Annotated in this window: 20 protein-coding genes; 1 reads left to right on the top strand and 19 read right to left on the bottom strand. The window is 61.9% G+C overall.

Annotation, left to right across the window (positions count from 1 at the left end; genetic code table 11):
- Window positions 1-275: 275 nt before the first annotated feature.
- The 16 genes from SOX55_RS06135 to SOX55_RS06060 form a co-directional block, all read right to left on the bottom strand.
- Window positions 276-554 carry a zinc-ribbon domain containing protein gene (locus tag SOX55_RS06135; RefSeq protein WP_325286562.1) on the bottom strand — a complete coding sequence of 93 codons (279 nt, stop codon included), beginning with the start codon at window positions 552-554 and terminating at the stop codon, window positions 276-278.
- Window positions 555-594: 40 nt separating this feature from the next.
- Window positions 595-1,149, bottom strand: coding sequence for a sigma-70 family RNA polymerase sigma factor (locus SOX55_RS06130; protein ID WP_325286561.1), 555 nt, complete (start codon window positions 1,147-1,149; stop codon window positions 595-597).
- A gap of 152 nt (window positions 1,150-1,301) precedes the next feature.
- Window positions 1,302-2,657 (bottom strand): phosphoglucosamine mutase, encoded by a 1,356-nt coding sequence (glmM, locus tag SOX55_RS06125; protein ID WP_325286560.1) that lies wholly within the window; start codon window positions 2,655-2,657, stop codon window positions 1,302-1,304.
- 81 nt (window positions 2,658-2,738) lie between these two features.
- The gene (gene ruvB, locus SOX55_RS06120; RefSeq protein WP_325286559.1) at window positions 2,739-3,797 is read right to left on the bottom strand and encodes a Holliday junction branch migration DNA helicase RuvB; all 1,059 of its coding nucleotides are present in this window, start codon (window positions 3,795-3,797) and stop codon (window positions 2,739-2,741) included.
- Window positions 3,798-3,842: 45 nt separating this feature from the next.
- A complete protein-coding gene (gene ruvA / locus SOX55_RS06115; RefSeq protein ID WP_325286558.1) occupies window positions 3,843-4,448 on the bottom strand; it encodes a Holliday junction branch migration protein RuvA in 606 nt (201 codons plus the stop codon).
- Between the two features lie 27 nt (window positions 4,449-4,475).
- Window positions 4,476-4,985 carry a crossover junction endodeoxyribonuclease RuvC gene (ruvC, locus tag SOX55_RS06110; RefSeq protein ID WP_325286557.1) on the bottom strand — a complete coding sequence of 170 codons (510 nt, stop codon included), beginning with the start codon at window positions 4,983-4,985 and terminating at the stop codon, window positions 4,476-4,478.
- A 112-nt stretch (window positions 4,986-5,097) separates the two neighbouring features.
- Entirely contained in the window at window positions 5,098-6,456 is a 1,359-nt protein-coding gene (locus SOX55_RS06105) for a DUF4179 domain-containing protein (protein ID WP_325286556.1), read from the bottom strand.
- A complete protein-coding gene (locus SOX55_RS06100; RefSeq protein ID WP_325286555.1) occupies window positions 6,453-6,926 on the bottom strand; it encodes a sigma-70 family RNA polymerase sigma factor in 474 nt (157 codons plus the stop codon). The genes SOX55_RS06105 and SOX55_RS06100 overlap by 4 nt, the downstream gene beginning before the upstream one ends.
- A gap of 111 nt (window positions 6,927-7,037) precedes the next feature.
- Window positions 7,038-7,928, bottom strand: coding sequence for a site-specific tyrosine recombinase XerD (gene xerD, locus SOX55_RS06095; protein WP_325286554.1), 891 nt, complete (start codon window positions 7,926-7,928; stop codon window positions 7,038-7,040).
- Window positions 7,929-7,942: 14 nt separating this feature from the next.
- A complete protein-coding gene (locus SOX55_RS06090) occupies window positions 7,943-8,476 on the bottom strand; it encodes a hypothetical protein (protein ID WP_325286553.1) in 534 nt (177 codons plus the stop codon).
- 445 nt (window positions 8,477-8,921) lie between these two features.
- A complete protein-coding gene (locus tag SOX55_RS06085) occupies window positions 8,922-9,332 on the bottom strand; it encodes a TIGR04086 family membrane protein (protein ID WP_325286552.1) in 411 nt (136 codons plus the stop codon).
- Window positions 9,333-9,406: 74 nt separating this feature from the next.
- A complete protein-coding gene (gene yajC, locus SOX55_RS06080; protein WP_325286551.1) occupies window positions 9,407-9,811 on the bottom strand; it encodes a preprotein translocase subunit YajC in 405 nt (134 codons plus the stop codon).
- Between the two features lie 86 nt (window positions 9,812-9,897).
- Window positions 9,898-11,031 carry a tRNA guanosine(34) transglycosylase Tgt gene (gene tgt / locus SOX55_RS06075; protein ID WP_325286550.1) on the bottom strand — a complete coding sequence of 378 codons (1,134 nt, stop codon included), beginning with the start codon at window positions 11,029-11,031 and terminating at the stop codon, window positions 9,898-9,900.
- 12 nt (window positions 11,032-11,043) lie between these two features.
- Window positions 11,044-11,307 carry a TfoX/Sxy family protein gene (locus SOX55_RS06070; protein WP_325286549.1) on the bottom strand — a complete coding sequence of 88 codons (264 nt, stop codon included), beginning with the start codon at window positions 11,305-11,307 and terminating at the stop codon, window positions 11,044-11,046.
- Window positions 11,308-11,316: 9 nt separating this feature from the next.
- Window positions 11,317-12,342, bottom strand: a complete 1,026-nt coding sequence (gene queA / locus SOX55_RS06065; RefSeq protein WP_325286563.1) for a tRNA preQ1(34) S-adenosylmethionine ribosyltransferase-isomerase QueA — start codon at window positions 12,340-12,342, stop codon at window positions 11,317-11,319.
- Between the two features lie 15 nt (window positions 12,343-12,357).
- Window positions 12,358-14,001, bottom strand: coding sequence for a SpoIID/LytB domain-containing protein (locus SOX55_RS06060; protein WP_325286548.1), 1,644 nt, complete (start codon window positions 13,999-14,001; stop codon window positions 12,358-12,360).
- 208 nt (window positions 14,002-14,209) lie between these two features.
- Here SOX55_RS06060 and asd point away from each other — a divergent pair, with 208 nt between their 5' ends.
- Complete coding sequence (gene asd / locus SOX55_RS06055; RefSeq protein ID WP_325286547.1) at window positions 14,210-15,301, top strand: aspartate-semialdehyde dehydrogenase; 1,092 nt, start codon at window positions 14,210-14,212, stop codon at window positions 15,299-15,301.
- Between the two features lie 44 nt (window positions 15,302-15,345).
- Here the strand turns inward: asd and SOX55_RS06050 are convergent, their stop codons facing one another.
- From SOX55_RS06050 to tyrS, 3 genes are all read right to left on the bottom strand, one after another.
- Complete coding sequence (locus SOX55_RS06050; protein WP_325286546.1) at window positions 15,346-16,533, bottom strand: hypothetical protein; 1,188 nt, start codon at window positions 16,531-16,533, stop codon at window positions 15,346-15,348.
- A gap of 92 nt (window positions 16,534-16,625) precedes the next feature.
- Window positions 16,626-18,251, bottom strand: coding sequence for an ABC-F family ATP-binding cassette domain-containing protein (locus tag SOX55_RS06045; RefSeq protein WP_325286545.1), 1,626 nt, complete (start codon window positions 18,249-18,251; stop codon window positions 16,626-16,628).
- A 77-nt stretch (window positions 18,252-18,328) separates the two neighbouring features.
- Window positions 18,329-19,028: tyrosine--tRNA ligase (gene tyrS / locus SOX55_RS06040; RefSeq protein WP_325286544.1), on the bottom strand; the 700-nt coding region annotated here is incomplete at its 5' end.

Below are 19,028 nucleotides of genomic sequence, written 5' to 3'. Positions count from 1 at the left end.
CCCACAGCTTTTACTCCCTTGCGGACTTCGAAAAGCAGCTTGCCATCCATAACCGCCGTTCCAACAACTTTCCCATGAGGCCTCTTGGCTGGCTATCTCCTTTTGAGTTCTCTGTCCAATATGTTTGACAATCCTACAATTTTCCGAAGAAAGTGCAAAAAAGGCCGCCAACGCCGGCAATCCGGCCGCCGTCACCGGTTTTTTCTTCCGCAGCGGGGCAAAAAGGCCGCCTGTGCAAAGCACAGGCGGCCTTCCGGACGACAGATATGTGCAGATTATCTCTGCTCTCTCATCTTGGCGAAGCACTCGCTACAGTAGACAGGACGGTCAGACTTGGGCTCGAAGGGAACCTTCGCCTCGCCGCCGCAGGCAGCGCAGACAGCGGTGAAATACTCGCGGGGGCCACGGGCGGCAGCCTTGCGGGCGTCACGGCAGGCCTTGCAGCGCTGGGGCTCGTTCTGGAAGCCGCGCTCAGCGTAGAACTCCTGCTCACCGGCGGTAAACACGAACTCCTGGCCGCACTCTTTGCAAACTAAAGTCTTGTCTTCGTACATACTGATTACCCTCTCTTTGATCAAGAAAAATATATTGCGCTCAGCTTCTGCTGATGTCGCCGGAAAGTAGCTGCTGTGCCATCTTACGACGGATCCGCTGCACAGCGTTGTCCACGGACTTTGGGGATCTGCCGACTGCCCCGGCAATTTCCCGACATGAAAGACCGTCCAAATAGTACCCCAAAATCTTCGCTTCGAACTCGGACAACTGTTTCCGGACACCGGATAAAAGGCTTTTGGCGCGTTCCCGCTCAATCACGAAATCCTCGGGGTTGCGCTCAGCCAGATTACTGGTACCAGAGGTGTAGGAATTACTATCAAAGAAGGGTGTATCCAGAGGAACCGACTGATTCAGCGGAGAATGTCTGTCCCCCGCCGCCCAGCGGAGCACAGAGTACAGCCGGTTGCGAATGCAGATCTCTGCGAATGTACGGAACGACGCCGTCTTGGCCGGGTCATATTCCCGCACGGCGTTCATGAGGCCGATCATTCCCTCCTGTGTCAGATCCTCGCTGTCTCCTCCGATGAGGAAAAACGGACGGGCGCAGGTACGGACAATGCGGAAATACCGCATCACCAGAAGCTCCTCCGCCATACGGTCCCCCGTCTGTGCCAGGAGGCAAAGCTCCTCATCCGGCAAGGTCTCCAGATGTTCAAATCGGTTCTCAGTCCCATTACACATAAGCTATTATACCTATCAACTGTCGGAATTGTCAAGCAAATTATCAAAAATCCACCGCTGATTCGTCAGATTTTTAGTGATTTTATAAAATTCACCAGGCGCTCCGCCGTCTCCCGGGCGGATTCCTCGGTTTTCGCCTCCACCATGACCCGAATCAGCGACTCCGTGCCGGAGGCGCGGACCAGAATGCGGCCGCTGCCGTTCAGGGCGGCCTCTTCCCGTTCCACTTCCGCCTTCAGCTCCGGAGAGGCCATGATCCGCTCCTTGGTGCGGTTGGTGTGGGGAACCTCCAGGTTCAGCAGCACCTGGGGATAGGTGGCGCAGCACCCCGCCAGCCGGGACGCCTTCTCCCCGGACCGGGCCAGCACCTGCAAAAACTGCAGCGCCGTCACCTCGCCGTCGCCGGTGGTCTCCAGCTCGGTAAAAATGGTATGGCCCGACTGCTCGCCGCCGATGCGGTAATCGTGGCGCAGCATCTCCTCCAGCACGTTCCGGTCCCCCACGCTGGTGCAGACCAGCCGGATGCCGTTGTTGCGGCAGTACTCATGGAGGCCCAGGTTGCTCATCACCGTGGCCACGATGGTGTTGCCGTTGAGCTTGCCCCGGCGCTTCATGTCCGCGGCGCACACCGCCATCACCTTGTCGCCGTCGATGACCTCACCCAGCTCATCCACCAGCAGGCAGCGGTCCGCGTCGCCGTCGAAGGCCACGCCGATGTCATAGCCGCCCCGCGCCACCGACTGGCGCAGGTCCTCCAGATGGGTGGAGCCGCAGCGGTTGTTGATATTGACGCCGTCCGGCGCGATGTGGATGAAATCCGTGTGGGCCTTGAAGCGGCCGAACAGCTCCGGCGCGGTGGCGGAGGCGGCGCCGTTGGCGCAGTCCACCAGGATCCGCAGGCCGGCCAGGTCGCTTTCCACGGTGGAGGCCACGAAGTTGATATAGTCCTGCTTCAGCTGGCGCATGCCGTGATGGCGGCGGCCGATCTCCCCCCGGGAGCGGGCCTTCATAGGGGTGTCCGAGAGGATTTTCTCCTCGATGCGGGCCTCCGTCTCGTCGGAGAGCTTATAGCCCTGGCCGCTGAACACCTTGATGCCGTTGTGCTCATAGGGGTTGTGGGACGCGGAGATCACAATGCCCGCGTCCGCCTGCTCCTGCCGGGCCAGATACGCAACGGCGGGAGTGGGCAGGCTGCCCACCGGCTTCACGTCGCCGCCTACGGAGCAAATGCCCGCCATCAGCGCGGATTCCAGCATATCCGAGGAGATGCGGGTGTCCTTGCCGATGATAATCACCGGCCGGCGGCCCTTCTCCTCCTCCAGCACGCTGGAGACCGCCTGCCCCACGCGGAAAGCCATTTCCGCCGTCAGATTCTCACCCACCACACCGCGGATGCCGTCTGTGCCAAAGAGTTTGCCCATATCACAAAATCCCTTTCTGTTTGATTTGCGTTGCTGATCGTTTTATCTGCCGGAAAATCCCCGCAGTCCGCGCCATGTCCGTCACAGCGTCAGCTGCTCCATGCCCTCCGGCGCGGCGCCGCCGGGAACGGCAATGCCCAGGTGCTGATACGCCTTGGCCGTCACGCAGCGGCCCCGGGGCGTCCGGGTCAAAAAGCCCAGCTGCATCAGATACGGTTCGTAGACGTCCTCCAGCGTCACCGCCTCCTCGCCGATGGTGGCCGCCAGCGTCTCCAGGCCCACTGGGCCGCCGCTGTAGTTTTCAATGATGGCCCGCAGCATCCGGCGGTCCACCTGGTCCAGTCCCAGATAGTCCACCTCCAGGGCGCACAGTGCCTGGTCCGCCACTTCCTTGGTGATGACGCCGTCGGCCTTCACCTGGGCGAAGTCCCGCACCCGGCGCAGCATCCGGTTGGCAATCCGGGGCGTACCACGGCTGCGGCGGGCAATCTCGTAGGCGCCCTCCGGCACAATGTCCACGTTCAGGATGCCGGCGGAGCGGGACACAATCCGGGCCAGCTCCTCCGGGGTGTACAGCTCCAGCCGCAGCGTCACGCCGAACCGGTCCCGCAGCGGCGCCGACAGCTGACCCGCCCGGGTAGTGGCGCCGATAAGGGTGAACTTCGGCAGGTCCAGGCGGATGGAGTTGGCGCTGGGGCCCTTGCCCACGATGATGTCCAGCACGTAATCCTCCATGGCCGGGTAGAGAATCTCCTCCACCGACCGGTTCAGCCGGTGAATCTCGTCCACAAACAGGATGTCGCCCTCGCTGAGGTTGGTCAGCAGCGCTGCCAGGTCGCCGGGCTTTTCAATGGCGGGGCCGGAGGTAATCCGGATGTTGACCCCCATCTCCTGGGCGATGATGCCCGCCAGGGTGGTCTTGCCCAGACCGGGAGGGCCGTGGAGCAGCACGTGGTCCAGTGCCTCCTCCCGGCGCCGGGCCGCCTCGATGAACACCGCCAGATTCCCCTTGGCCTTCTCCTGTCCGATGTACTCTCTCAGCGTCTTGGGCCGCAGGGACCCCTCCTGGGCGTCCTCCGCCAGGAACGTCTTGGTGACGATGGGCTCCTCATAAATATCATTGCTGAATTCAATGCTCATTGGCTTCCCTCTCTCCTATGACCGGATGGGCAGGTGAAATTCCTATCACTTCACCATCTTTTTCAGGCTCTGGCGGATGATCTCCTCCAGCGGGAGGTTCTCCACGTCCACGCCCTTCATGGCCACGCTGACCTCCTGGCTGGAATAGCCCAGCACCGCCAGGGCCTGGGCGGCCTCAGAGGCCTTGTTGGAGAACACCGGCATGGCCGGGGTCCCCTTGCCGCCGGAAAAGTCCAGACCGGCGGCAGTCTCCTTGGCCATCTTATCCTTCAGTTCCAGAATGATGCGCTGGGCAATCTTCTTCCCCACGCCGGGAGCCGCCGTCAGGGCCTTTTCGTCGCCGGTAACAATGGCCATGGCCAGGGTCTCCGGCGTCCCCACGGACAAAATGGCCAGTGCCGCCTTTGGCCCCACGCCGGACACGCCGATCAGCTGTTTGAAGCTGTTCAGCTCCCGCTGGCTGGCGAAGCCGTACAGGTCGAAAATCCCCTCCGCCACATGGAGGTACGTATAAAGCCTCCCCTTCTGCCCCTTTTTCAGGCTGGACAGGGTATTGTTGGTGGTCTTGCAGGCATAGCCTACGCCGCCGCAGTCCACCACCGCCAGATAGGGCAGCAGCTCCGCCACGGTGCCTTCCAGATAGTAAAACATGGCTTCCTCCAAATCCTGTGGAAATTCTCAGATAGTCTCCCGCACATCCTTGAGCTGTGGGAGCCGTGAAGTAAAACTCCTTGCGTGGCAGATGGCCAGGCCCAGCGCGTCGGCGGCATCGTCCGGCCGGGGGACGGACGGCAGCTTCAGCAGGCGGCGGGTCATATCCATCACCTGGCGCTTCTCCGCCTTGCCGTAGCCGGTGACGGCCATCTTCACCTGGGACGGCGTGTACTCGTACAGCGGGACGCCGCACCGCTCCGCCGCATACAGGATGACGCCCCGCCCGTGGGCCACGGCAATGCCGGTGGTGATGTTGGTGTTGAAAAACAGCTCCTCAATGGAGATCACATCCGGCTTCAGCTGCCCGATCAGGTCCTCCATATCCGTGCCGATCTGATACAGCCGTTTGGAAAGGGGCAGCCCCGCGGGGGTGGTAATGGCCCCGTAGGTCACCATATGGAGTTGTGCCCGGTCCGCCTCCACAAGGCCGAAGCCAATGGTGGCATAGCCGGGATCGATGCCCAGGATCCGCATAAGGCCCTCCCTCCAGTCTGCATACGGTATTAGTATAGCAAATCTTCCGGCGCCGCGCAACCAAAACCGCACAAAACCGGAAAAGAGAGCGCCGACGGCGCTCTCTTTTCGTTTATTTCACCGGAATAACCATGGGCGGTGTCTGGGCGGTCACCCGGGAGAAGCTGGGATTCAGCCAGACCTCGCCGGCGTGGTAGTCCGGCAGCGGCAGCATCACCTCAAAGGTCTCACCGTCACCCACGGCGCTGCCGGAGCTGCGCATTTCATACTCCTTCCCCTCCGCGTCCCGGAAGGTCATGGAAAACAGCTGGTAGGCGGCGTTCTCCTTCCGCCGCTCCGCCTCAAAGGTCAGGATCCAGCCGCCGGCCCGGTGGTCCGCCCCGGTGAAGGTCACGCCCTCCGGCAGCCGCTCCGCCGTCCGGTGGGCCAGGTCCACCCGCACCCACTCCATGTCCTTGTCCAGCCACACGGCGCCGGTGAGGTACAGCGTCAGGTGCTGACTGTCGGAAAAGTAGGGGCTCTCCAGCCGGTAGGAGGCGATCATGGGGGAATCGGGACTGCCGGTACCGCTGATGCCGTTGGAGACAGGCTCTAACCGCTCTCCGTCCTCATTTTCCAGATAGAAGTCCAGTCCCTTCATCCAGGCGGTATTCTCCGGTACATCCTCAAAATTCACCCGCACGTGGGTGGGGTAAATCTCCACCTCCGTCAGCGTCAGGGTCTGGCCGTCCATCTGGAACTGCCGGTCAATGGCCACCGTCTCCCCCTGCTGGGTGAAGGTGGGGTCGAAGTCCACAGTGAAGGTAAACTCCGCCAGAACCTCCGCCTCCGGCTCCTCCCGGGGAGACAGCATCTCATCCTCGTAGGCCCGGTCCGGCTCCGTCTGGCCGCTCCGCCGGTCCCAGGTGGTGACGCCGAAGGTAAAGGTAATCTGCTCCGGCACGTCGTTATCGAAGAAGTCCAGGGTGAAGTCCAGCAGCGTTCCCGGCGGCTGGCCGAAGTCACTGGTACTGATGGAGCAGGGCAGGTCTCCGGCCAGCTCCGGCATCTCCCCAGAGAGGGTCTCGTAGCCCTCGCCGCTGAGGGTGTAAAAGATATTTACTTGCTTCAGGTCCACAATCACATACTCCACTGTGGCGGTGATGCCGTTGACGGTTTGGGACTGGCCGATGGGCTGCACATACTCATTCTCCACCGCGGCGGACAGGGACGGCGACAGCCGCACCGCCTCCGCCAGACGGCCCAGCACCGGGATGTCGGAGCAGGCTCTTGCAAAGGGGGGCCACAGGTTCACCAGCAGCACAAACAGGACGAAGCAGGCGGCAAAGCTGCCTGCGGGAAGGCTCCAGAGCCGGTTTTTCCGGCGCCGTGCCCGCTCCCGCTCCAGCGCCCGGCCCCCGGTGCCGTCCAGGGCCGGCGGTGTCTGCTCCAGTTCCGCCAGCAGCGCTCTGTATTCCTCACCGCGGTTCATACGCGCTCCTCCTCTCCCAGCTCCAGCCGCAGTAATTGCAGCGCCTTCCGCTGTCGGGTGGAAACGGTGCCCACCGGAAGCTTCAGGCTGTCCGCCGTCTCCTGCAGAGTCAGTCCGGTGAAATACCGGAGGATCACCACAGTGCGCAGCTCCTCCGGCAGGCGGCGGACGGCCTCCCGCAGGGGCAGTGCGTCATAGACGTCAGGCCCGGCGGTTTCCGGCAGGGCCTCCTCCCCGGAAAAGCGTCTGCGGCGCCGCAGCTCCCGGCTGCATTCGTTCAGCAGAATGCGGGTGAGCCAGGTCTCGAAATACTCCGGCCGGCGCAGCTGCCGCAGACTCCGCAGCGCCTGATACACCGCCTCGTCCACCGCCTCCAGGGCGTCGGCCTCGCTGCCCAGATACAGGTACGCGGTCCGGTACAGCCGCGCCTTCACCGCCTCCGTCCGGGCGGCAAACTCCTCACGCTCCATGGCTTCCCTCCTCTCTGCTGATTAGAGTATTCTGCCGCCGGTTTCCATTGCGGCAGGCGAAAAAAATTTCCCGGCAGCAAAAACAGCACGGCTGCTGCCGTGCTGTTTCGCTCAGGCCCGGGGATGGGCCTTGTTGTACACATCTTTCAGTTGGTTCCGCACTACGTGGGTATAGATCTGTGTGGAGGAGATGTCCGCGTGACCCAGCATCTCCTGAATGGCCCGCAGGTCCGCGCCGTTTTCCAGCAGATGGGCCGCAAAGGAATGGCGCAGCACATGGGGGGTGATGTCCTTCTGGATGCCCGCCTTCTCCTGATAGTACTTGATGATCTTCCAGAAGCCCTGGCGGCTCATGCGCTCGCCGCTCATGTTGACAAACAGCGCTTCCTCCCGGCTGTCGGCAATGATGCGGGGCCGCACCTCCCGCACGTAATCCTGCAGCGCCTTGACGGCGGTGTGGTACATGGGGATGATCCGCTCCCGGCCCTTGCTGGCACAGCGGATGAAGCCCGCCGCCAGATTCAGGTCCGACAGGTTCAGGGCAATCAGCTCACTGACCCGGATGCCGGTGGCGTACAGCAGCTCCAGCATGGCGTGATCCCGATAACCCTTGGCGTCCACACACTGGGGCTGCTCCAGGAACAGCTCCACCTCCCGGTTGGTGAGGATTTCCGGGTATTTCCGCTCCGCCCGGGCGGCGGTAACGTTTTTGGCCGGGTTGCTGTCCACCGCGCCGACGGACAGCAGGTAGTTATAAAAGGACTTCACAGAGGCCAGAAACCGCGTCACAGAGGAGGGTGATTTTCCCCGGGAGGCCATCCAGTTCATGTAGGCCTTTACCATTTCCGGCCGGGCCTGCTCCAGGGAACAGTCCTGTTCCGCCCGGAGGTACTCCGCAAACTGGGAGACATCCCGGAGGTAGGAACTGACCGTATTGGCGGAGGAGTGCTTTTCATCCGTCAGATATTTTCCGTATTCCGTGAGATGATCCGCCACAGCCATTCCCCTCCCATCTGTTACAGAATTTGGTGCAGAACAAGATCCACCAGCTCCGGCGTCAGGTACAGCTCCAAAAACACGCCGGCCAGCAGAATCGCTGCCAACCACAGCCACCGGACAGAACCGTAGGGCACCGTCCGGAGCCGTTTTCCGCCCCCGAAAGCGGCGGCAGCCCGCAGCTCCGACTGCCGGAGCGCCGGGACCGCCAGCGCAAAATAGCAGGGCATCGTCACCAGGCACCGCAGGCCAAATACCGCCAGCGCCAGCAGGACGCCCGCCTGCCCGAAAGAGGCTGTAAAACAGCACACAGAGTAGGACAGGAAAAACCCGTATGCCGCCGTCAGCAGCGGCACCAGCAGCGTTCCGGCGGAGAAAAAACCCAGAAACAACGCCAGCAGCGGATAGCGGAAGTAAATCAAAAGCGTGGAAAGCAGCTCCTGCCGGGAAAAGGAGGCCGACCGCTCCAGGGAAAAGAAGTCGGTCAGATACCGCTCCAGCTCCCGGTCCGTTCCCGCCGGAGCCCGGCGGGCAAGACCTTGTCCCAAAACCACGCCAACAGAAAAACAGAGAGCGAGGATCACCAGCCGCAGCAAAAATCCCCACTCACGCGCTTCCGCGGTCCGCTCCCGCCGCACTCGTCCCCTCACGCAACCTCACCTCGTGAAAAGCCTATGAGACTCCGCCGGAGAATATGAGGTGGTTGACGTAAAGCTGACGATATAAATATAGGCCAATTTTTCCAATTTCGCAAGGAATTCCCGGAAGGTTTCTCTTTTTTGTAAAATGTGCCAAAATTTTATGTAAACTTAGTTATGTAAACCTTGCAAACCAGGCGGTTCCGAGCCTCCTCCATGGCCAGATATGGTGGGCACCCGCTCATGTACGCACCACATCTGCCGCCGTCAAAGCCCGGTCCGCCGCCGCTGCGGAGCAAGGCGGCAGGTCCCCCCTGCCCCGCTGATTTTTTAAAAATTCGTGAATTTGACCGAAGCGCCCTCACCTCCCCTTCCGGGCCGGGCGCCGTTTTTTCTTCTTTCTGCCGCCGCTGCACAGCAGTCCGGATATGACGCCGCCGGCCGCTATCGCCGCCAGCCGCACCCCCGTCTCCGAATTCACGGCCACGCTGTCAAAAAACAGCAGACCCGCCAGCGCCGCCAGCACGGCAAAGCCGAGCGCCGTCCACAGCGCCCCCCACATAGTCCCCAGGCCGGACCGGCGGGCAGCATACATCCCGCCGGGCAGCACCGCCAGCGCGGCAGAGATCACCTGCAGCGCCGGAATCCGGTTCTCCGGAACCGCCCCCCGCACCGCCAGCAGTGCCAGCAGCAGCTGCATGGCCGTATACACCAGCAGGCTCCCTCCGATCCCCCGGGCCAATACCACAGGCAGCGTTTTGTTGTGAGCCATAAAAAAACCTCCCTTGCCATCGCTTCTACAGGAAGCATATGGCAAGGGAGTTCGGTTTTATGAATCGGAAGCGCTTACTTCTTCTCCTCGGCCTCGTCGCTGCTGACAACGATGTCCTCCACGGAGATGGTGGTGCCGGTAGAGGTGGGTTCAGAGAACTCCACGGGCTCATCGGGCAGCTCCTTCTTCTTGTCGGCCTTCTTGGCCTCCGCCTGCTCGCTGGCCTGAACACCGGTGCTGGAAACAGCCCACTTGGTCAGCTCCATGCGGACGCGGTCTTCGCTGGTCTCAATGATGATGGTGCTGGCGTTGACCTTCACAATGGTGCCCACAATGCCGCCGATGGTGGTGACCGTGTCGCCCTTCTTCAGGTTGCTGCGCATTTCCTCATTGGCCTTTTTCCGCTTGTTTTCCGGCCGGATCAGCATGAAATAGAAAATGGCCAGCATCAGGACAAGCATCAGAATGGATTCCGTCATAGAAATAGCTCCTTTGTTATTTAAAATCAGAATGAAACTATTATATCAAATACCGCCGTATTTGCAAGCCCTTTCTTTACGGCTTTTCAGGCCCGCTGCTCCAGCTTTCCGCTGTAACGGGCGCGGAACTCGTCAAAGCTCCCCTCGTCCAGGGCCTGGCGGATCCGGGCGGCCAGCTCGTTGTAGAACCACAGGTTGTGAAGCACCGCCAGACGCAGCGCCAGCACCTCGTCCGCCTTGAACAGGTGGCGCAGATACGCCCGGGAGAAGCTGCGGCACACCGGGCAGCCGCAGCTCTCGCTGATGGGCCGCTCATCGGCCGCGTATTTCTCGTTGAGGATGTTCACCGTCCCCTCCCAGGTAAACAGCTTGCCGTGGCGTCCGTTGCGGGAGGGCATCACGCAGTCGAAGAAATCCACACCCCGGGCCACCGCCTCAATGATGTTGCTGGGGGTGCCCACCCCCATGAGATACCGGGGCTTGTCCTTGGGCATGTGAGGCTCCACCACGTCAATTATCTCATACATGACCTCCGCCGGCTCTCCCACCGCCAGGCCGCCGATGGCAAAGCCGTCGCAGTCGATCTTTGCAATCTGCTGCATGTGCCAGGCCCGCAGGTCGGCATAGGTGGCGCCCTGGTTGATGCCGAACAGCATCTGATGGGGATTCACCGTGTCCGGCAGGGCGTTGAGCCGGTCGTGCTCCGCCTTGCAGCGCTCCAGCCAGCGCAGCGTCCGCTCACAGGAGGCCTTGGCGTATTCGTAGGCCGCCGGATTCTCCACGCACTCGTCAAAGGCCATGGCAATGTCGCTGCCCAGATTGGACTGGATCTGCATGGACTCCTCCGGCCCCATGAAAATCTTGCGGCCGTCAATGTGAGAGGAAAAATAGACGCCCTCCTCTTTGATCTTCCGCAAAGAGGACAGGGAGAACACCTGGAAGCCGCCGGAGTCCGTCAGAATGGGGCCGTCCCAGCGGATGAACCTGTGGAGGCCGCCCATCTGCTTCACCAGCCTGTCGCCGGGACGCAGGTGCAGGTGGTAGGTGTTGGACAGCTCAATCTGGCAGCCCACCTCCCGCAGATCCAGCGCGGAGACGCCTCCCTTGATGGCGCCCTGGGTTCCCACGTTCATGAACACCGGCGTCTGCACAGTGCCGCCGTGGGCGCAGGAAAACTCGCCGCGCCGGGCGCGGCCCTGGGTTTTGATGACCTTGAACATAAATTTCCTCTCTTATTCCGATGTTGTCACGCGTTCAAAAAATGCCCGCAGCTCCGCTTTTCGCTCCGGGGAGAGGGCCTTTTTCGGCACTCCCTCCTCCGCCCCGGCCAGGGCGGTCAGCTGGTGGAGACAGGCGCCGGGGTCCACCCGGCTGCGGATCCGCAGCCACGCCTCACAGGCGCCGGCAGACCGCAGTTCCTCCGCGCTGCTGATGTCCACGGCCCGCAGGTTCTTCTCCAGCACCGGGCCGATATTCGGCAATTCCCGCAGTTCCATTCTCTCACCTCACCGAAGAAACATGGCGTCGCCGAAGCTGAAGAAGCGGTACCGCTTCCGGACAGCCTCCTCATAGGCCGCCAGCACCTTCTCCCGGCCCGCGAAGGCGGAAACCAGCATGATCAGCGTGGACTCCGGCAGATGGAAGTTGGTAATCAGCCCGTCCATCACCTTGAAGCGGTAGCCGGGATAGATATAGATGCTGGTCCAGCCGGCTTTGGGCTCCATATGGCCGTCCTCCGCCGCCCAGGACTCCAGCGTCCGGCAGGAGGTGGTGCCCACGCAGATGCAGCGGCCGCCGCCGGCCTTGGTCCGGTTGATCAGGTCCGCCGTCTCCCGGGGAATGACACAGTATTCGCTGTGCATCTCGTGGTCCTCAATGGTGTCCTCCTTCACCGGGCGGAACGTTCCCAGTCCCACGTGGAGGGTCACATAGCCGATGCCCACGCCCTTGTCCGCGATCTTCTGCAGCAGCTCCTTCGTGAAGTGCAATCCCGCAGTGGGGGCGGCGGCGCTGCCCAGATTCCGGGAGTAAACCGTCTGATACCGCTCCCGGTCCTGCAGTTCCTCCTTGATATAGGGCGGCAGCGGCATTTTGCCCAGCCGGTCCAGCACCTCCAGGAAGATTCCCTCGTAGTCGAAGCGGACCAGGCGGTTGCCGCCCTCCACTTCCCCGATGACCTCCGCCGTCAGCTCGCCGTCGCCGAAGGACAGCTTCGCCCCGGGCTTCATCTTCCGGCCCGGGCGCACCAGGCACTCCCAGACCCGCTCCCCCCGGTCAATGAGCAGCAGCACCTCGCAGGCGCCGCCGCCCGGCAGGCGCTGACCCAGCAGACGGGCCGGCAGAACCCGGGAGTCATTGAGAATCAGACAGTCCCCGGGATTCAGCTCCTCCAGAATGTCATAGAAATGGCGGTGCTCCCACTTCCCCGTCTCCCGGTCCACCACCATCAGGCGGGAGGCATCCCGCCGGGCGATGGGGGTCTGGGCGATCAGCTCCTGAGGCAGTTCATAATTGAAATCGCTTGTCTTCATAGCCATCCTATCCCGTCACCATACGGTGACGTCCGTGTAGTAAAAGGTGAGGATTTCCTCGTAGTCATAGCCCTCCCGGGCCATGGCGTTGGCGCCGTACTGGCTCATGCCCACATTATGGCCGTTGCCGGTACCGGTGATGATAAATCCGTCCCCGCTGCCGGAGCTGGAGCTGCCGCCCCGCTGCTCCACGCCGCCGGCGGTAATCACATAGGCCCCGGAGCCGGAATAGCCGGTAATCTGACCGCTGCCGGAGATCACGCTGACGCCGTCCAGCTCCTCCAGGGGATGGGAGCCGTCATTGACGTACCAGCCGTCCGTCTCTCCGCCGTTGATGGTAAAGCGCATGCTGGGCACGCTCTTGTTATAGGTTGTGCTGTAAAAGGCATAGCGGGCCTTGTCGCCCTTCAGGGTCAGGGTGCCGCCGCTGTCATCCACAAAGGTCACCTTCAGCACGTTGCCCACTTTCGTGTACTCTGAAACATACACATTCTGAATATTGCCGATGGAGTAGCCGCTGTTCTGCAGCACCCACGTCAGCTGGGCAGGGGTATAGGTCACGGTGTACCGGTAGTTGGGGATGTCGATCAGTTCCTCATAGGGGTCCTGCTTGCCCACCAGATAGGAGGTCTCGCCGCCGAACACATTGGCGGAGTCCTCCGTGGCGCCGCCGTCGGAGGAAAAGTACAGCGCCTCAATCAGCTGGCCGTCCCGGTCATAGATGCACTCCCCCGCCGTGGCGTCCACCGCCGCATCCGTGGTATCCGTGGCGCCGGAGCGGCCATTATACACCTGGCAGTCGGTGGTATTGCACACGTCAAAGCCATAGGAGGACAGGTGCTTGCTGTTCCGGCAGGCGTAGGTCCGGGCGCAGACCGCCTGGGCCTGCAGGGCAGCCTCCGGCCAGCCGCCGCCCATCTCATAGGGCAGCACGCCTTTCACATAGTCCTCCAGGTCCACCACGTTCACCACATGCAGATCACCGCCGGTGACCCGGTTGTACTCAAAGCCGCCGGGGTATTTGTAGCCCTTGAACCAGGTCACCGCGTCCTCCCCCTGCCCGTCCGGCAGGACGGCCAGGCTGTCCGCTCCCAGGCAGTCGAACTCAAACAGCACCTGGGTGGTGCCAGTAACTGTCACCATCACGCCGGTGCGGCCGGCGGACACCACGTCACCGTCCGCCCCCAGCTCCTCCAGCAGCTCCCAGGCCTCGTCCTCGTCCGCAAAGCTGCCGACACGGACCACAAACTCGTCGGCGATGTAGGCGGGATAGCCGCCGTCATACTCCCACGCCGCCTCCTCCGCCTCATCAAAGCTGTCAAACACGTCATCCAGCTGAACGTGCCACCGGCCGATGACCTTTCCGCCGTCGGCGCCCTCGGAATAGGTGCCGGAGCCGGACACGGAGATGTCACCCGCCGCCGTCATGGAGATCTTCGTCTCCGCCGTCTCCCCCAGATAACAGAACTCCCGGTGGGAGTCATACCAGCCGAAAGCATAGCCGCTGCCCACGGCGTTTTCCAGATTGGCGGAAAACAGGGCGGATGAGCCGTACCGCAGACCAACCCGGATGGTATCTCTCTCCGCCGCAGAGGCGCCGGCAGCGGTCAATGAGAAAAATGTCACAACAAATAGCAGTGTCACCAGGAATTTTTTCATGCAGCCTCCCGAACTTCTTTTCTTGACGAAAGCGGTAAAGTATGCTATCATACATACAAATGTCCGTGATGGAGAAACATTTGTTTTTCCGTTCACGGAACAAATACACAGTACGATTATTATAGTACACGGAAGCGACATTTTGCAACCTTTATCGGCAAAACCTTTGCCGCTCCCGGACCAAGGAAAACGACAGGAGGAAACAACAATGGAACGGTATAAGGTAGGTATCATCGGCTGCACCGGCATGGTGGGTCAACGGTTTGTCACTCTGATGGAGAATCACCCCTGGTTCCAGCTGACCGCCGTGGCAGCCAGCAGCCGCAGCGCCGGCAAGACCTATGAGGAGGCTGCCGCCCCCCGCTGGGCTCTGGACATTCCCATGCCCGAGGAGGCCAAGGGCCTGGTGGTGCTGGACGCCGAGGCTGACGCGGAGAAGCTGGCGGAGCAGGTGGACTTCTGCTTCTGCGCCGTGGATATGAAGAAAGAGGAAATCCGGGCTTTGGAGGAGAAGTACGCAAAGCTGGAGTGTCCCATTGTGTCCAACAACTCCGCCCACCGCTGGACCGACGACGTCCCCATGGTGGTGCCGGAGATCAACGCCGACCACATCGCCATCATCGACGCCCAGCGCAAGCGCCTGGGCACCAAGCGGGGCTTTATCGCCGTCAAGTCCAACTGCTCCCTGCAAAGCTACGTGCCCGCTCTGAACCCCCTGCGCAAGTACGGTCTGGAGCAGGCCCTGGTGTGCACCTATCAGGCCATCTCCGGTGCTGGCAAGACCTTCCAGCGCTGGCCCGAGATGGTGGACAACTGCATCCCCTACATCGGCGGCGAGGAGGAGAAGTCCGAGCAGGAGCCTCTGAAGCTGTGGGGCCACATTGAGAACGGAAAAATCGTCAAGGCCGACGGCCCCTCCATCACCGCCCAGTGCTTCCGCGTGGCCTGCCAGGACGGCCACATGGCTGCCGTGTTCATGAAGTTCAAGGACGGCTGCGCTCCCTCCATCGACCAGATCAAGGCCGACTGGGCCGCTTTCCGCGGCCCCGCCCAGGAGCTGGAGCTGCCCTCCGCCCCCAAGCAGTTCCTCCACTACTTTGAGGAGGCCGACCGGCCCCAGACCCGTCTGGACCGGAATCTGGAGCACGGCATGGCGGTGTCCATCGGCCGTCTGCGGCCCGACACCCAGTACGACTACAAGTTCGTCTGCCTGAGCCACAACACCCGGCGGGGCGCCGCCGGCGGCGCGGTGCTGCTGGCCGAGCTGCTGTGCGCCAAGGGCTACATCACCAAGAAGTAACAAATGTGCCGAAAAGCGGCTGTCCCAACGGACAGCCGCTTTTTTCATACAGCATAGTTTTCCTCAAACGCCCGCAGCGTCTGCTCCCAGTCGCTGCTGCCCCGGAGGGCGCCGCCGGTGAAATCATCCGCCCAGAACTCCGCGCCCGGGAGATTCTTCTGGGGACTGCCGCCCTCCGTGGAAAACAGCAGGGTGCTTTCGTCCAGATAGCCGTGAACCTCCCGCAGGAAGGCGGCGATGGCCGCCGGGTCATAGTACGAATGGGCGAAGCTGCCGAAATTCACGTCGAACTCCACAAGGCCGTCCCCCAGAACTGTCCCGCCGCTTTCCAGGGAAAAGAGCTGATAGCAGTAGCACCCAGCGCCCTGCCCCATCCAGGGCTGATACCACAGCAGGCAGTCCTGATCATCCAGCGTCAGGGCGAACAGGCTTCCCCACCCCGCATGGGCGTCGGCGAAATCCATCTGATAGAGGGATGCCCCGGCGCCGTTTATCACCCGCAGCTCATAATACGCTGAATACCGCCGATCCCGTTCTTCTTCCCAAAGCGTCGTCAGCTCCACCGTCTCCGGCGCGCCGTCATGGTCAAAATCCCAGCTTCCCGGCAGCGTCTCCCGCTCCTCCTCCAGAGAAGCGGAGCCGATTTGGCCGTGATCCATGGAGAAATAACAGCGGTATGCGCGGGGTTCTTCTCCGTCCGTGCCGCCGATGATCAGCCGCAGAATGCTGCTTCCCAAGCCGTCCGTATCCCACTGGCCCCAGTCCTCCTCCGGCAGGAAGCTGTACTCGGGGATGGGACCGCCGTCAGGCATAGAGATATCACAGGCGCTGAAATTCTCCGTCTCAATGACGGTGACGCGGTTCCACGTCCGCCCCGCCGTCACCACAGCGGCATAATGGCCGTCCGATGACCACAGCACTGAGTGGCGCAGGGTGCCGTCGGTCTGCCAGAGTGTTTCTCCGGCGCTGTCAGTCAGCACCAGCTTTTCCGGCGGTCGGAGACCGCTGACGCAGAGGTCACTCTCTCCCTCCGTCCGGAATACGAACCGTCCGTCCGGAGACGCGGCATCGCCGTCGATGCCTGCCGCCGGCGTAGCGGCCAGCAGCTGTTCATAGGCCGCCCGTTCCTGATAAATCCGGGTCTGCTCCGCCCGGCGGGGCGTACCCGCGGCCACGGCTGCCGCTGCCGCCAGAAGCATCACCGCGCATCCCAGAATCTGTTGTCTCTTCATGGAAAAACCACCGCCCCGCTGTTGTGATGGCAACAGTATACGGGGCGGTGGTCTGGTCATTCAACAACGAATCGGTAACAAATGGTGACGATTCAGCCGTTCAGCTGGCGGAGCATCTTCTCCCGCTGCTCCTGGATATACTCGTCATAGGTGCAGGGCTTGTCGATCATGCCGCCGGGGACGAACTCAATGATGCGGTTGGCAATGGTCTGGACGAACTCGTGGTCATGGGAGGCAAACAGCACCACGCCCTTGAAGTCGATGAGGCCGTTGTTGACGGCGGTGATGGACTCCAGGTCCAGGTGGTTGGTGGGCTGGTCCAGCACCAGCACATTGGAGCCGAACAGCATCATCCGGGAGAGCATGCAGCGCACCTTCTCACCGCCGGAGAGGACCTTGACGGGCTTGAACACATCATCGCCGGAGAACAGCATCCGGCCCAGGAAGGAGCGCTTGAAGGACTCGGTGGTCTCCTCCGCCGTATTGCCGGTATACTGGCCCAGCCAGTCCACCAGATTCAGGTCGCAGTCGTTGAAGAAGGCGGAGTTGTCCAGGGGGAAGTAGCTGGTGGTGATGGTGGTGCCCCACTTGAAGGTGCCCTCGTCCGGCTCCAGCTCCTCCATCAGAATCTTGAACAGGGTGGTCTTGGCGATCTCGTTTTCGCCCACAAAGGCGATCTTGTCCCCCCGGTTCACCCGGAAGCTGACATTGTCCAGCACCTTTACGCCGTCCACGGTTTTGGACAGGTTTTCCACCGTCAGAATCTCCTTGCCCGGCTCCCGGTCCATGGTGAAGCCCACAAAGGGATAGCGCCGGGAGGAGGCGGGCATCTCCTCCACCGCCAGCTTGTCCAGCAGCTTGCGGCGGGCGGTGGCCTGCTTGGACTTGGACTTGTTGGCGGAGAACCGCTCCACGAAGCTCTGCAGCTCCTTGATTTTCTCCTCCCGCTTCCGGTTCTGGTCCCGCATCAGCTTCTGCATCAGCTGGCTGGACTGGTACCAGAAGTCATAGTTGCCCACGTACATCCGGATGCCGCCGTAGTCCACGTCCACAATGTTGGTGCAGACGGTGTTCAGGAAGTACCGGTCATGGGACACCACGATGATCAGGCCCTCGTACTCCATCAGGAAGTCCTCCAGCCATTCGATGGCCTGCAGGTCCAGGTGGTTGGTGGGCTCGTCCAGCAGAATGATGTCCGGCTTGCCGAACAGGGCCTGGGCCAGCAGCACCTTCACCTTTTCCTTGGCGGTAAGGGTGTTCATCTCGCTGTACAGGATGTCATTGGACAGTCCCAGGCCCTGGATCAGGCGGCTGACGTCGGACTCCGCCTCCCAGCCGTCCATGTCGGCGAACTCCGCCTCCAGCTCCGAGGCCCGGACGCCGTCCTCGTCGGTGAAGTCCTCCTTCTCATAGAGGGCGTCCTTCTCCTTCATCACGTCATAGAGGTGCTGATTGCCCATGATCACCGTGTCCAGCACGGTATAGGCATCGTACTGGAAGTGGTCCTGTTTCAGCACCGACACCCGCTCGTTGGGCGGGATGATAACCTGGCCGGAGGAGGGCTCCAGGTCGCCGGAGAGAATCCGCAGGAAGGTGGTCTTGCCCGCGCCGTTGGCGCCGATGATGCCGTAGCAGTTGCCGGGAGTGAACTTCAGGTCCACGTGCTTGAACAGGGACTGACCCGTAAAATTCAGACTGACGTCGCTGACTGTGATCATATTGTTTCCTTTCTTGTTTCAAACGCACAGCAGGCGCAGCGCCGGAGCACTGCGTCTGCCTGCCTGAACCGGTAGAATTACGCCAGAACGGCCTTGTGATGAACCTTTTTGCCCTTTTTGATGACCAGGCCCTCGCCGGTAAAGCGGGCCTTGTCCCACTTGGCCTCAATGTCGCCCACCTTTTCGCCGCCGACACTGACGCCGCCCTGCTGCACCAGACGGCGGGCCTCGCCCCGGGAGGCGCACAGGCCGCATTTCACCAGCAGGGACAGCACGTCGATGGTGTCATCGGTGAAGTCGCTCTCGCTGAGGGTGGTGGAGGGCATGTTGGCGGTGTCGCCGGCGCCGGAGAACAGGCCGCGGGCGGTCTCCCGGGCCTTGGCGGACTCTTCCTCGCCGTGGACCAGCTTGGTCAGCTCATAGGCCAGAATCTCCTTGGCGGTGTTCAGCTGGGCGCCCTCCCATTTGTCCATCTCGTCGATCTGCTCCAGAGGCAGGAAGGTCAGCATCCGGATGCACTTGAGGACGTCGGCGTCCTCGATATTCCGCCAATACTGGTAGAAGTCATAGGGAGAGGTCTTGTTGGGGTCCAGCCACACGGCGCCGGAGGCGGTCTTGCCCATCTTCTTGCCCTCGGAGTTTAACAGCAGGGTGATGGTCATGGCGTGGGCGTCCTTGCCCAGCTTCCGGCGGATCAGCTCCGTGCCGCCCAGCATGTTGCTCCACTGGTCGTCGCCGCCGAACTGCATGTTGCAGCCCACGGTCTGGAACATGTGG

Origin of the sequence: Dysosmobacter sp. (assembly GCF_034093755.1) — a bacterium.
Classification (GTDB): domain Bacteria; phylum Bacillota; class Clostridia; order Oscillospirales; family Oscillospiraceae; genus Oscillibacter.
This window is presented reverse-complemented; position numbering and strand designations above follow the sequence as displayed.